13 protein-coding genes are annotated in these 13823 nt (G+C 38.1%); 8 read left to right on the top strand and 5 right to left on the bottom strand.

Features of this window, described 5'->3' with window-relative positions; all coding sequences use genetic code 11:
- Positions 1-26 precede the first annotated feature (26 nt).
- The 3 genes from R4146_RS06670 (at position 27) to R4146_RS06660 (ending at position 3886) form a co-directional block, all read left to right on the top strand.
- Complete coding sequence (locus R4146_RS06670) at positions 27-2108, top strand: AAA family ATPase (protein WP_373695359.1); 2082 nt, start codon at positions 27-29, stop codon at positions 2106-2108.
- Positions 2109-2182: 74 nt separating this feature from the next.
- Positions 2183-2701, top strand: a complete 519-nt coding sequence (locus R4146_RS06665; protein ID WP_339960682.1) for a hypothetical protein — start codon at positions 2183-2185, stop codon at positions 2699-2701.
- A gap of 135 nt (positions 2702-2836) precedes the next feature.
- Complete coding sequence (locus R4146_RS06660) at positions 2837-3886, top strand: hypothetical protein (protein WP_339960681.1); 1050 nt, start codon at positions 2837-2839, stop codon at positions 3884-3886.
- On the opposite strand, the gene R4146_RS06655 is transcribed toward R4146_RS06660, so the two are convergent.
- Positions 3883-4338 (bottom strand): hypothetical protein, encoded by a 456-nt coding sequence (locus tag R4146_RS06655; RefSeq protein ID WP_339960680.1) that lies wholly within the window; start codon positions 4336-4338, stop codon positions 3883-3885. The genes R4146_RS06660 and R4146_RS06655 overlap by 4 nt on opposite strands.
- Positions 4339-4611: 273 nt before the next feature.
- Here R4146_RS06655 and R4146_RS06650 point away from each other — a divergent pair, with 273 nt between their 5' ends.
- Both R4146_RS06650 and R4146_RS06645 read left to right on the top strand, forming a co-directional pair.
- Positions 4612-5496, top strand: a complete 885-nt coding sequence (locus tag R4146_RS06650) for an ROK family protein (RefSeq protein ID WP_339960679.1) — start codon at positions 4612-4614, stop codon at positions 5494-5496.
- Positions 5497-5511: 15 nt separating this feature from the next.
- Complete coding sequence (locus tag R4146_RS06645) at positions 5512-6096, top strand: hypothetical protein (RefSeq protein ID WP_339960678.1); 585 nt, start codon at positions 5512-5514, stop codon at positions 6094-6096.
- 47 nt (positions 6097-6143) lie between these two features.
- On the opposite strand, the gene R4146_RS06640 is transcribed toward R4146_RS06645, so the two are convergent.
- Both R4146_RS06640 and R4146_RS06635 read right to left on the bottom strand, forming a co-directional pair.
- The gene (locus tag R4146_RS06640) at positions 6144-6566 is read right to left on the bottom strand and encodes a hypothetical protein (protein ID WP_339960677.1); all 423 of its coding nucleotides are present in this window, start codon (positions 6564-6566) and stop codon (positions 6144-6146) included.
- Between the two features lie 53 nt (positions 6567-6619).
- On the bottom strand, positions 6620-8020 hold the full coding sequence (locus R4146_RS06635) for an FAD-binding oxidoreductase (RefSeq protein ID WP_339960676.1): 1401 nt from the start codon (positions 8018-8020) through the stop codon (positions 6620-6622).
- Positions 8021-8171: 151 nt separating this feature from the next.
- Here R4146_RS06635 and R4146_RS06630 point away from each other — a divergent pair, with 151 nt between their 5' ends.
- Positions 8172-9533, top strand: a complete 1362-nt coding sequence (locus R4146_RS06630; RefSeq protein ID WP_339960675.1) for a glutamate--cysteine ligase — start codon at positions 8172-8174, stop codon at positions 9531-9533.
- Between the two features lie 115 nt (positions 9534-9648).
- Positions 9649-11001 carry a glutamate--cysteine ligase gene (locus R4146_RS06625; RefSeq protein ID WP_339960674.1) on the top strand — a complete coding sequence of 451 codons (1353 nt, stop codon included), beginning with the start codon at positions 9649-9651 and terminating at the stop codon, positions 10999-11001.
- A 42-nt stretch (positions 11002-11043) separates the two neighbouring features.
- Here the strand turns inward: R4146_RS06625 and R4146_RS06620 are convergent, their stop codons facing one another.
- On the bottom strand, positions 11044-11967 hold the full coding sequence (locus R4146_RS06620; RefSeq protein ID WP_339960673.1) for an AEC family transporter: 924 nt from the start codon (positions 11965-11967) through the stop codon (positions 11044-11046).
- A 43-nt stretch (positions 11968-12010) separates the two neighbouring features.
- A complete protein-coding gene (locus R4146_RS06615) occupies positions 12011-12991 on the bottom strand; it encodes a ketopantoate reductase family protein (RefSeq protein WP_339960672.1) in 981 nt (326 codons plus the stop codon).
- Positions 12992-13114: 123 nt separating this feature from the next.
- Here R4146_RS06615 and R4146_RS06610 point away from each other — a divergent pair, with 123 nt between their 5' ends.
- Positions 13115-13753, top strand: a complete 639-nt coding sequence (locus R4146_RS06610; RefSeq protein WP_339960671.1) for a DNA-3-methyladenine glycosylase — start codon at positions 13115-13117, stop codon at positions 13751-13753.
- Positions 13754-13823 lie beyond the last annotated feature (70 nt).

The raw sequence follows: 13823 nt of genomic DNA, 5'->3' as shown, positions 1-13823 counted from the left end.
ATGGTTTTGATGATATTTTTAATCAAATGTTTAATGACAATGGCAAGGGTAACACTCAACGTCGCTATTCAGTTAACGGCCAAGAACTAACTCCTGAACAATTTGCCGAATTTCAAAAGAACGGCCAATTAAATGGCCAACCTGCACAAGGTGGTAAGGGTGGTAAAGGTAGCATCCTTGAAAAATTAGGTCGTAACCTTACCCAAGAAGCTAAGGATCATAAGTTAGACCCAGTTGTTGGTCGTAACAAAGAAATCCAAGAAACTGCAGAAGTTCTTTCCAGAAGAATTAAGAACAACCCAGTGTTAGTTGGGGATGCCGGAGTTGGTAAGACTGCTGTTGTTGAAGGATTAGCACAAGCAATCGTTAAGGGTGATGTACCTGCAGCGATTAAGAATAAGGAAATTATTAGTATTGATATTTCTGGACTTGAAGCTGGTACTCAATACCGTGGTAGTTTCGAACAAAATATTCAAGACTTAATTAAAGAAGTTAAGGCTAGAGGTAACGTAATCCTATTCTTTGATGAAATCCACCAAATCTTAGGTGCTGGTAATGCCGGTGACGAAAGCGGTTCTAAGGGATTAGCTGATATTATTAAGCCAGCTTTATCTCGTGGTGAAATTTCCATCATTGGTGCTACGACTCAAGATGAATACCGTAACACAATCATGAAGGACTCTGCACTTGCTCGTCGTTTCAACGAAGTCCAAGTAAAGGCTCCATCAGATGAAACCACATTTAGAATTTTGGAAGGCATTCGTCCATTATACGAAAAGCACCACAACGTTGAACTTCCAGATGATGTTTTAAAGGCTGCAATTGATTTCTCAGATCAATACATCCCACAAAGACATCTTCCTGATAAAGCCATTGACTTAATTGATGTAACTGCTGCTCATTTAGCAGCTCAACACCCAGTTGTTGATCAAAAACAAATTGAAGCTGACATCAAGAAGGAAACAGAAGCTAAACAAGCTGCTGCTGATAAAGAAAACTACGAAGAAGCTTTGAAACACCAAAACAAGATTGAAAGCTTAAAGGAACAACTAGATAATAGTAGTGATGAAAAGAAAGTTACTGCTACTGTTAACGATGTCGCTCAATCCGTTGAAAGAATTACTGGAATTCCAGTTGCTAAGATGGGTAATAGTGATATTGAACGTCTTAAGGGCATGGATGAAAGACTTCGTGGTAAGGTAATTGGTCAAGATGAAGCCGTTAAAGATGTTGCTCGTGCTATTCGTCGTAACCGGGCTGGTTTTGATGAAGGAAACCGTCCAATTGGTAGCTTCTTATTCGTTGGACCAACTGGTGTTGGTAAGACTGAATTAGCAAAGCAATTAGCCCAAGATATGTTTGGTAAGAAGAATGCTATCATCAGATTAGATATGTCTGAATATTCTGATGCTACTGCTGTATCTAAGTTAATCGGTGCTAGTGCTGGATACGTTGGTTACAATGATACTAATAACACTTTGACTGAAAAGGTTCGTCGTAGTCCTTACTCCATTGTCCTATTAGATGAAATTGAAAAGGCCAATCCACAAGTATTAACGTTATTATTACAAGTTCTTGATGATGGTCGTTTAACTGATGCACAAGGTAATACTGTTAACTTTAAGAATACCGTTATTATTGCTACTTCAAACGCAGGATTTGGTAATGAACAATTAACTGGTGATAAGAAGAAGGATGATGACTTACTAAAGAAGTTAGCACCATACTTCAGACCAGAATTCTTAAACAGATTTAATGCCATTGTTGAATTCTCCCACTTAACTAAGGAAGACTTGAAGCGGATCGTTAACTTAATGTTAGATGATGTTAACAAGACATTAGCTAAGAAGGGCATGGATGTTCATGTAACTGATGAAGCTAAAGACTTCTTGATTGACCAAGGTTATGATGAAGCAATGGGTGCTCGTCCACTTCGTCGGGTAATTGAACAACAAATTAGAGATAACATTACTGATTTCTACTTGGATCACACTGATGTTAAACACTTATTAGCTAGCATGAAAGATGGCAAGTTAGTAATTAGCGAACGTAAGGATGGCGACAAGTCAGACGATAAGGCCGCTGATGACCAAAAAGCTGATAAATAATCTTAAATAAAATAGTCCTGCGTAAAGCAGGGCTATTTTTTTGTACATTTAAGTTAACGAAGGGAAATGTTGGAATGATGAAACGTTTATTAAAAGGCTTAATTCCGTTGGCGACTTTAGCTGCGATTGGATTATTTAACCCAACGCCAATTACTAGTGCCAAAACAGTAGTGCACAAAGGGGCACCATCAGTATTAAAGGGCAGCTGGGTTACTAAGGTTAAAAAAATTCCAGGCCAATTATTAGTTAAGGGTGCTAATTATCAACGGGCAGTTTGGTATGTTGGTAAGCATGGAACCGATGAGACATCATTATTTTATTTAACTAAGCATAAACCAGCTAAGTTGTTTAATGCGGCAGGCGGCGGAGTGAACTCCCGTCTTAAGTATATTAAGAAGGGGCATACCTACTACTTAACTTCGCATGACCATTCAAATTATTTCCACTATAAAGCAACGGTACTAAGTAAAAAACGGATTAAATTATCCAGTAGCATCAATAAGAAAGTAACAAAGTGGCACTATTTGGGTAAATATTATAAACAAGCTAACCATATTGTTGAATTTACAACTAAAACTAAGATTAAATATTAATTAATGGGCGACTATGCTAGTGATTAAATTTAAGCATGGTTGCCCATTTTGTTTTGTATTTAATGCAATTGTAAACTTAATTAGTTTGAATCCGTGTATAATAAATCTGTATGTTTTTTAATGGAGATGAAGAATATGAAGTTAGTCAAATGGCTAGCAGTTGTGCCAATCACGTTGGTATTAGTTAGTAGTATGGATGTAGGTCAAGCACATGCAATGACTGTACACAATCAAAAACAATATGCAATTACCAGTTCCCCACGGGTTAAATTAGTATATAACCGAAATATTACCCGTGGAGTACCTAAGGAGTATTCAACCGGTAATTACCCTGGCTCTGGAAAGTTGAACCATATGCGCGTTAATCACGGTGCTAAGCATGTTAAATTCAATACGAGCATTTTTTTACCACATAATGGGGAAGCTCGTTGGACAGCCCCCCAAAGTAGTGCTATTGTGGGGCACTATGCTTACGTTATGTATAACTACAATGGTAAGTTAAATGATCATCGTGATTTTGTTGTGCGTTATGACTTGAATAAGATTCATCACCATGGCTTAGAATTAGGCTACACTAGTAACCATAAGGATGGTATTAAGGTGGGTCCGGTCTTTAACGGTGGGCATGGCCAATCGCTGGCTTATAATCCTAAAAAGAAACAGTTATGGTTTTTAAACATGGGACGCGGATCATATGCAAAAGCTAGTGCTGAACAGCTTAGCTTAAAGACATTAAGACCCATTTATCGCATTAACTTTCGGTTCTCCTATAACAGCAGTTTAATGGATAATACGCTAGCCTTTGATAATTCCGGGCACGCATTTACGTACGTACGAAGTGGCGGTGGAAACGTTCGTAAGGGTGCATATAAGATATATCGAGGCTCGATTTCTAGAAGTGGCGTTCACTTTAATTTAATGAAGACTGCCATTCGGCATGCAGCTGGGCCCATCCCACAAGGGTTAGGATATAATCCTAAAAATGACCGCCTCTATTTTGTATCAGACGGCAGTATTATTTCAGCACCGGCCTGGAAAGTCAATCGATTAAAGAAGAGTGATATTCGATACGTTCGGGTAAAAACCAATCGAGAATTTGAAGGACTAACGTTTAACCGTAAGGGACATGGCTATCTATTAACCTTGCGGCCCCCCGAACTAATGAGAATGAGTGGATCATTTTAAACGGCTGTTGACTTAAAGATTTGTGAAATTGATAAAATTAAGCTGATTGCATCAACGGTCTGTTCTAAATGAATAAAGTCAACACCGGGTCGGCCAGCTGCATCTTGAATCAAGTATAGATTTTCTGGCACTAATTGTTCCTGATTGATAAGGGGAGCGACTTTATGGTTGATTTGAACGTATTGAGAACGATTGTGATTGTATAAGTCGGTGAAATAATTATCTTGATTGAAAAGAGCATAATGCACGTTGTGATGATTATCCGATTGTTGTTCTGCTAATAAACTAACGTGTTCACTAGCGTTAGTTTGTTTATGGATTAAATGAATGCTAATCTGCGGTTCTGATTGGTTAGCTTCGATATCGATTGTGTCGATCTTATATAAAGTAAAGCGTTCTTGCATTTGTTTTTGAATCCGCTTGGCCATTTCAAAGCCGGTAATTGAGTTCATAATAATTCCTTCCTATTTTGCAAAATTCGATATTGGGTTGTTGATATTGTCCCGTTATTAGTTTTATAATAATAGTTGATTATTAAAAGCTAGTGGGGACAATTACATATTAAAAACGATGAATAATATTAAACCAAAATTAATTATTGAATGTTAATAATTAGGATAGGTTATAATGCCTATCCTTTTTATTATTCATAGTTGACTATGATTTGTCAAAGCATACCCAGCTAGAAACGAATTTATAAAAGAGTGATTAAAGGGAGGCTAACAATGCTATTAGGTAGTATTGAGGCTGGTGGTACTAAGTTTATTTGTGCCGTTGGAAATGAACAATACACAGTGATCGATTCAATTACAATTCCCACGACAGTGCCGGGAGATACACTCTCTCAAGCAGTCCGTTTTTTTGAACAGTATCAAGACCAAGGGCTATCTGGTATCGGGATTTCATCATTTGGACCAATTGAAGTCCGGAAGAGTTCATCTAAGTATGGATATATTATTGATACACCAAAGCAAGGATGGAGCGATGTGGACTTTTTAGGGCCATTTAAAAAGTTTAACATCCCGCTTTATTGGACCACCGATGTAAATGGTTCTGCTTATGGAGAATACGTGCTATCATTGATTGCACAAAAGCCCATTCAATCATTAGTGTATTATACGGTGGGAACTGGAGTCGGGGCTGGAATCTACGAAGATGATCATTTCTTAGGTGCTGCTGGACATCCAGAGGCTGGACATGTATATGTTAAACGGCATCCTGATGATTTAGATTTTAAGGGGATTTGTCCCGCTCATGGTGATTGTTTGGAAGGCTTAGTATGTGGGCCAACGTTCGAAGCGCGGTTAGGGATGCGAGGACAAGACGTGCCACTTGATAATCCAGTCTGGGATATCATGGCATACTACGTTGCCCAAGCCGCAATTCAGTCTACGTTGCTAATTCGCCCGAACGTAATCATTTTTGGTGGTGGAGTGATTAGTGAACCGTTTTTAAAACTAGTCCGCGATCACTTTAAACATCTTTTTAAAGACTACGTAACGGTAGGTGATTTAGATAGCTACCTAAGAATGCCATTAGCTAAAAATAATGGCTCGGCAACCATTGGTAATTTTGCATTAGCACTATACGCAATTAATCAAGCAAAGTAATTGAAGGTGAATGGAATGAAGAGAAAACAATGTCCTGAATGTGGTACGATGTTAGCACCCACTGATTTAGCTTGTCCTAACTGTGGATTTAGCTTTTCAGGGGTTGAAGCGCCAGCAACTGGTGCAACCACTAAATTTAATCTTAATGCTAAGCTACCTGATATTTTATTGAACAGTTTAAATGAGGATATTAAAGCAGATCAGATTACCTATTATAAGCGTCTAATGGGTTTTTCCGACCGTTCTGATAATATTGTGTTTGCTCAAAGCTACAATAAGAAGCAATCACTAGCTTTGATTTGGGACTTACTAGTGGCTAAATCTTATATCTTATCATTTGAAAAAAATGGGATTTTGTTCATTGGAATTGGTAAATCTGGTCAATTTACTGGTGAGAATGCCTATTTAACGGATCTAGAAATCCGGGAATTTGATTTTAGGTATGGGATTGGCAAACGGGTAATTACGATTCGTTCAACCAAAGGATTAATTAAGTTAAGTTGCCCTTCAACCATTAAAATGAATACTTTTCAAAAGAAAAATTTAAGTAACCTAGGTGAATTGACAGATTCATATAATACTTGGATTGATCAACAATAATTTAATTAAAAAAATACCGTTATCTTAATTGATAACGGTATTTTTCTTTATTTAGTTAAAGCTGATGCTTTAATCCAACCTAATCCCTTAGCATGGAAATAAGTAACGTTCTTAGCAGCTTTATATGCTGATTTGCTCTTTAGTAACTTCGTTAGTTTTTGGTTACTTACCTTGATTACAATTTTTTGATCAACAGTTACACTGCGACTTTTGACCTTAGTGGCTTTTCCATTAGCAAGGGTTACCACCGGTTCGTCGGCCATAAATGTCGCTTGATAGACTGTCGGATTAGAGTTTGCAGTCCGATAGTGTTTAGCATGTTTGTATCTAACTGCTGATGCCAACGCATAGTCATGCGAATTAGTTTGCTTTTCAGTAGCAGCATGTACGCTAGTGGTGCTGGTGATAATTGGAGCAGTAGCTAATGGTAACGCTAGTGCAATGGTAGTGATTAATCGATTTAATTTCATTTTAATTATTCTCCTAAAAGTAGTGCTTATTATCATATCACACTTTAATTAGCTTAGTTGATTTTACGTTTTGGATTTAGTAGGTGCATTGGGTCTAATAGGGACTTAATTTGTTGTTGGAGATAATCAACGTTTGAGCCAAGTTGTTGGTTAGTCCATGCCGCTTTTAATGCGCCTACTGAGTATTCACCAGTAATGGTACCGTTTAATTCAATTGTTTTGTGGTATAGGTTTTCAACGGTATTAATTACTGCAGCGGGGATGTGTTCGTCATTTTTATCCCAACCAATAATCGGGTGAACAGTACCGTCACCAGCGTAGCATGCAGTGAAAATAGTAACGTCATTATCAATGCCTTGTTGACGAGCATAGTTCATTAACGTAGCAAATTTTGATAATGGAACGGTTAAATCAGACATAAAGAATTGTTTACTTTGGTCAGAATAAATGGCGGGGAACATCGCCATTGCTAAACCAGCAATTGAGTTAGCTTTTTTATCATCATCAGTAAGTTGAACTTGTTGACCATTATATTGATCAAAAATAGTTTGTAATGCTGCTAACACCTGTTCATTACTACCATCAACTTTGACCACTAACATGGCATCACCGTCATTAGCATAATTAGTGTTATTTAGCTTGTCCATTGCTAGTAAAATATTGCGGTCAAGAGCCTGCATTAATGATGGGTACGTACCAGCTCTGCGAATGGCACTTGCGGCTTTAGCTAAGGTATTCATATCTTTGAACACTGCGGCACCAGCAATTGTTTTCCCTAATGGAATTGGAAATAGCTTAACGGTAATTTCAGTTACAATTCCTAAGGTTCCTTCAGAACCAACGAATAAATGGGTTAAGTCATAGCCAAATGAATCTTTGTATGTCTGACCACCCAGATGTAATTCACGTCCATCGGCTAAGATAACGGTAAGCCCTAATACAGAATCCTTAGTAGTTCCATACCGGAGTGCAGCCGCACCACCAGCATTGGTATTAGTATTACCACCAATGGATGAGAATGTTCGGGAGCCGGGATCAGGTGCATATAACAATCCGACCTTGTTAGCTTCTTGATTTAACTGGTTGTTAATAACGCCTGGTTGAACTACTGCTAGTTGGTCTTCAGGATCAATCTTAACGATTTGATTTAACTTAGCAGTTGAAATCATTAAAGCGTTTGATAGTGCGTTAGAACCAGAAACCACACTGGAAGCGGTCGTTTGTGGAACCACTGGCAAATGATACTGACGAGCAGTGGCAAGGACTCCTTTAACATCATCCTTATCGTTAACGGTAATGTAGGCCAATAGTTGGTCAGGGGATTGAATTAATCCATCTTGGTCACTTTGGTGTTTAGCAATGGTGTTTGCATCAGTATCAATATCTGCATTTGGGGCAGCTTGCTTTAATGTTGCAATTACATCATCTTTTGAAAATGCTGGAAAAACTGTCATAAAATTACCTCCGAATGTATATCTACTATAATTCTAACTGAAATTAGGATTTGTACAATCAATATGCTCATTTAAGGTGGCTATTAATTGTAACCAACCATGCTTTGGTATAAAATTCATTACAAAAGTAGTTCGAAAGATGGTGAATTAAATGTTTAGCAAAATTGGCAAAGCCTTAGTTGATAATAAGCTAGTTGCAAAGGCTGCAATGATCGGAACGGGCATTGAAGTTGAACGAGATCGAATCGATTCAGATGGAAAGTTAAGTAAGCATCCATACCCCAGTGGAATTGGGAACGAGGCCACTAATCCATGGATTACTAATGATTTTATGGAGACAATGTCAGAAGTTGTGACGCCTCCGTCTGATAATGACTTAGATACGCTTCATTATTCATACGCGTTAACCGATGTGCTAAGAAAGGCACTAGCAAGCGATGAGTTATTGTGGCCACTATCGATGCCACCAGCTTTACCAGAAGTAAAGGATGAGACGTTGTTGGCTCATGCTAGTCCTAAAAAGCGTAAGTATATTGAAGGCCTGTATCATCGGTATGGCGTGTCTAGACAAACTCCTTGTGGAGTTCACGTCAACGTTAGTTTACATTCTGACGTATTAGCATTTTTGTTAGACCACTTTAGTGATCAGTTTAGGGATGAAGTGGCCGTGCAAAACTATATTTATCCCATTATTGCACAGGGTTTTATTAAGTATCGTTGGTTACTAACCTATCTATTTGGAGCCAGTCCAGTTGCCCAAGCTAATTATTTTGAAGATGGGCAGCAATTAACCCATCCCATTAGAAGCATTCGACAAAGTAAATATGGTTATCCAACGTCATTCCCGGTTGATTATTCAAGTGTAGAAAAGTATGCTGATAAAATTATGAATGCAGTTAATGATGGTAAAATTATGTCAATTGCTGAGTTTTACGGTGCGGTCCGGTTCAAGGGCGCAAAAGACTTGAATCAACTAAAGCAAACGGGGATTAAATACTTAGAATTACGGATGTTTGATTTAGACCCAACTAGCGAAGTAGCAATTAAAACTTCAACATTGCGTTTTATTCGGTTATTAATGATGTATTTTGCAATGGCTGAACCCATCAACGGCGATAGCATTGGTGATGAATTAGGGACTGCTGATGACAAGAATGCACAGGTGGCAGTAGAACAACCTGATCAAAAATGTGCATTTGAACCTGAAGCACGTGCATTTTTAGCTCGCTTACGCGAATTTGTTAACTACTTAGAACTAGGTCCAGAATACATTGAGGTCTTAGATGATGCTGTTGCTAAATTAGATAATCCTAAACTAACGATTAGCGGATACTTGCTTAGTCAAATCAAGGATGGTTCATTAGAATCATTTGGGTTGAATCGAGCTAAGCAGTATCAAAGCGATGGCTTACAGGGTCGTTATAACTTTGATGGTTTTAAGGGCACTGATGGTAATTTAACAGCTGCTCAATTAAAAGCAGGATTATTTAATGGTAATTGGCAGCCTAAGTAATAATAATTAAATAATGAGGAGAAATTAATAACCATTAATTTCTCTTTTTTAATTGTAATTTTTGTTTAATAATTATATAATCTTCCTAATTATACTTCGGGGAGAAGGGATTACTTTGTTAAATCAACTTGGGGTTAGCTTAAATAGTCGCCACTTAATTGACGCTTTTTTAAATGTTTCAATGGGAATTGAAATTGAGCGAATGCGAACCGATTACGATGGCAAAATGAGCATGACGCCCCATCCAACCGGCGCCGGGAGTCCATTTAAGAACCCTTGGATTACTAAGGATTACTTGGAATCAATGACGGAAGTTGTGACGCCAATTGATGACGTTAGTCACACTTTAAAATATGACTATGAATTGACGAATGTTTTACGGCAAGCGTTGCGTAAAGACGAGCTATTATGGCCATTATCAATGCCAGCCGAATTGCCAAAACACAAGGATAAATCATTACTAGCAGTTGAACCACCAGAAAAACAACGTTATTTTGAAAGTATTTGTGAACGGTATGGAATTACCCGTGGGGCACCGTGTGGGGTTCATATTAATTTAAGTGTTAGTGAAGCGGGATTAAATGAATTATTAAAAACGAGTGATTCAGCATTTACTGATATCAAAACCCTTAGAAATCATGCCTATTCAATGATTGCGCGGGGCTTTATTAAGTATCGATGGCTATTAACGTACTTATTTGGGGCTAGTCCAGTGGCACAAGCCAACTATTTTGACCAAGGAAAAGGCCCTAATAATCCAATCAGGAGTATTCGACAGAGTCATTTTGGCTTTATCACATCTTTTGATGTTGACTATTCTGATGTGAATCGATATGCTGATCGTATTTTAGAAGCATTAAAGAATGGTGAAATTGCTGGGACCGCTGAATTTCATGGTTCGGTAAGATTTAGAGGCAATAATAACTTAGAATTACTCAAACAAAACGGAGCTCGTTACCTGGAGCTACGAATGTTTGATTTGGATCCTAGAGTCGATGTAGCAGTGCAAAATACAACGTTACAACTGGTTAGTTTATTGGTTAACTACTTCTTGTTTTCTGATGTTGAACCGTTTGCAGATGATGCAGTTGCTGAACTAAGAACTGCAGATGCCATGAACGAACGCGTGGCCCTAGAACGTCCTGACCAAGTTTGTGAATATCAAGACCAAGCACGGCAATTGATTCATCGTCTGCGTGATTTTGTTAACTACTTAGCGTTAGGACCTGAATATATTGAGTTATTAAATCTGATTAATCAGGCCATCGATGATCCTAATTTAACGATCAATGGTTTTTTAAATCATAAGATTAAAAATGGCACTCTATTAGATTATGGATTATCACAAGCAAATCAATTTCAACAGGATGCGTTAATGAATCCGCATCATTTTAACGGTTTTAAAAAGAATGAAGGCCATTTATCAGCTGAAGAACTTAAGCGTGAATTAAATGCTTTTAAATGGTAAATAAAAGGCCTCGTTACTGAATTTTCGGTAACGAGGCCTTTATTAAATTCCACGAATTAACATAATCGCTGCTAACGTAATAATTGAAATAACGGTAGAGAAGAAGAGGGTTGAGACCATTTCTTTTTCAGCAACGTGGTATTGATTAGCGAACGTAGTAATGATGGCAGCACTAGGGATTCCGGTAGTGATCAAGATCTCAGTAATTACTGATGAATTTGATCCAGCGGCCTTCATTAATAGGAACATGATAAATGGCACTGCAATTAGTTTTAAGAACACGTTCTTAGTAACTTGCAATGATAAACTAGGTTTTAGTCGTTCTAGGATGATTCCAGATGAGAAGAGGGCTAATCCACTAGTCGTACCACCAATAATGGTAAAGTTGCGTTCCCAAACTGGATCAATGTTAAAGCCGAGAAAGACTAACACTGATGCTAATACCGGTGCGAACACAACTGGCTTTTTGATTGCGGCAACAAAATGTTTTAAATAATTAGTATTGCCACTTTTATCCATTGTAATAAGAATAATTGTAACTGGCATTAGGAATAAATTTAAAACAATTCCACCAAAGGAAATAATTAATGGACTTTGTTTCGGGAAAATTGCTCCCAAGATGATGGGGCCAACGTAAACAACAGATGGTCCATTAATTGCTAACGCTCTTAGTCCAGCGATACTGATCGGGCGATGAAAAAGATAGTGGGAGATTAAGAATGTAATGATGTAGCCACCAATCATGGCTAACATGATCCAAAAACCAACTGGTAAGTTATCAATAATGGTTTTACTCTTAATGGAAATGATACTTCCGAATAAACTAAACGGCAGCGCATAATTCAAAACAAACTTATTAAATTTTCCAGCATCATTTAAATCGAACTTTTTACGATGTGAAGCATAGAAACCGACCAATAACGTTACAATAATGGGACAAAGTGCACTAACTAATTTTTCAAACATAATTGATTCCCCCTATAATTTGTCGAGTTAAATTTCCAGATGATTAGCTATTCTGGACACTCTCGACATAGGAGGCAAGATCAAAGTTGCCGGCAAATTCTGCTAAATGAACTAAATTACGTAGGAAGTCATGAGTTTTTGCTTCATAGTGGTTTTTAACCCCTAAGTCATAGATATAGCCGTTAATATAGTCAACTTCAGTTGGCCGGCCCTTTGAAAAGTCTTGGTACATGGATGGATAATGAAGTGGGTTCCCAACTTCACTAACGTATTTAACCGTTTCCCATTCTTCTTCACGGGTGCTAAGTAAGTTAATCCCTTCCCGTTCGCAGACATCATATGCTTCGTTAATTAATTGACGGGATAGCTTTTCAGCGGTGGGCGATTGAATAAATTCACCCATTGGAATCTTCATCATTGTACAAAGGGTATTAACCACTGAGTTAAAGATAATCTTTGATAGTAAAGTTCCCATAAAGTTAGTAGTTAGGGTTGGATTAAGGTTCGCCTTTTTAAAATCTGCAACGATTTGATGAGTGGTTTCATCAGGTTGTTCAGTTTGATTGGCTAAATGCATTGAACCAGCCCCAGCCTTACCAATAAAATCAACATCACCAGGTTTGTTTAATACCGTTCCAATTAAAGCGGTTCCACCAATGACCTTATCTTTGGCAAAATATTGATCGAACTTTTCAATGTGACCCATTCCATTCATTCCACTGACAATGTATTGATGATCCTTGAAGAAATGAGAAGAACGTTCTAACATTTCTGCTAAGCCCATTTGTTTGGTGAAAGCTATGTAAACATCAGGGTCGCCATTATAATCTTCTGGGAAGCTAATGTTAATGGGGACCAAATGTCGGTTTAAGCCGTCACGTGATGCATAAACACCGCCTTGCTTTTTAATTGTTTCTACTTCCGGCGCCCAGGTATCAACGAAGTCGACATCAAAGCCAGCTTCTTGGAGTAATACTCCAACTCTTAAGCCCATTGCACCAGCACCTAACACTGTATATTTCATACACTTTCACTCCTATCTAATCTATTTCTAATCATTTTATCACTTTAATGGTCAAATTGGAACGTTTTTTAATATAATTTATGAGATTGTCGTATAATTAGGTGGTAATTAGGGGGAATTAACATGGATAAAGCAATGTTAAAAAAAGTAACTGACTTTTTTAGCAATCGTTCTACTGAAACGATTGCTGAAGATTGTTTAGGACGGAAATTAATTTATGATGGGCCGAAGGGCCGCGTTGGTGGATATATTGTTGAAGCCGAAGCCTACTTAGGTGAGAATGATTCTGCAGCGCACGCATTTCAAGGACGGCGTACGCCCTCAGTTGAACCGCTTTACGGGGCACCCGGATCGGTTTATATTTACTCAATTCATGGCCGGTATTGTTTTGATATTGTGACCCAACCAAAGGATGTTCCACAAGGGATTTTGATTCGCGGCTTGGAGCCAAGTGATGGAATTGACATCATGAAACAAAACCGCAGTAAGGGCGGCGTTAATTTAACCAATGGTCCCGGGAAACTCATGGAAGCATTTGGCATTCATGACTGTGATTTGAACTTGCAACTAGTTAATGATTGTCCATTTAAAATGGATCTAGACCATAAGCGCCCGTTTCGCAAGGTCATTGCCAGTGAACGAATTGGGGTCAATCAAGACGGTAAGGATGCATCCGAGCCACTACGGTTCAACGTTGCTGGCAATCCATATGTATCTGGAATTTTAAAACGTGATTCTGCACCAGACGGTGGTTGGGATTAATTCATAGTTTTTAGCGTATTTATAATTGATAATGATTTTAGGTGAAAGGAATGGGAACTATAAATGCGGT

Origin of the sequence: Nicoliella lavandulae, assembly GCF_037546185.1 — a bacterium.
Lineage (GTDB): Bacteria > Bacillota > Bacilli > Lactobacillales > Lactobacillaceae > Nicoliella > Nicoliella lavandulae.
This window is presented reverse-complemented; position numbering and strand designations above follow the sequence as displayed.

Bases quoted from the DNA above. Each gene is read 5' to 3' on its own strand.
- R4146_RS06660 (WP_339960681.1), top strand. From the start codon at position 2,837: ATGAAGTTAGTCAAATGGCTAGCAGTTGTGCCAATCACGTTGGTATTA.
- R4146_RS06615 (WP_339960672.1), bottom strand. From the start codon at position 12,991: ATGAAATATACAGTGTTAGGTGCTGGTGCAATGGGCTTAAGAGTTGGA.
- R4146_RS06665 (WP_339960682.1), top strand. From the start codon at position 2,183: ATGATGAAACGTTTATTAAAAGGCTTAATTCCGTTGGCGACTTTAGCT.
- R4146_RS06655 (WP_339960680.1), bottom strand. From the start codon at position 4,338: ATGAACTCAATTACCGGCTTTGAAATGGCCAAGCGGATTCAAAAACAA.
- R4146_RS06635 (WP_339960676.1), bottom strand. From the start codon at position 8,020: ATGACAGTTTTTCCAGCATTTTCAAAAGATGATGTAATTGCAACATTA.
- R4146_RS06650 (WP_339960679.1), top strand. From the start codon at position 4,612: ATGCTATTAGGTAGTATTGAGGCTGGTGGTACTAAGTTTATTTGTGCC.
- R4146_RS06620 (WP_339960673.1), bottom strand. From the start codon at position 11,967: ATGTTTGAAAAATTAGTTAGTGCACTTTGTCCCATTATTGTAACGTTA.
- R4146_RS06610 (WP_339960671.1), top strand. From the start codon at position 13,115: ATGGATAAAGCAATGTTAAAAAAAGTAACTGACTTTTTTAGCAATCGT.
- R4146_RS06640 (WP_339960677.1), bottom strand. From the start codon at position 6,566: ATGAAATTAAATCGATTAATCACTACCATTGCACTAGCGTTACCATTA.
- R4146_RS06670 (WP_373695359.1), top strand. From the start codon at position 27: ATGTTTAATGACAATGGCAAGGGTAACACTCAACGTCGCTATTCAGTT.
- R4146_RS06630 (WP_339960675.1), top strand. From the start codon at position 8,172: ATGTTTAGCAAAATTGGCAAAGCCTTAGTTGATAATAAGCTAGTTGCA.
- R4146_RS06645 (WP_339960678.1), top strand. From the start codon at position 5,512: ATGAAGAGAAAACAATGTCCTGAATGTGGTACGATGTTAGCACCCACT.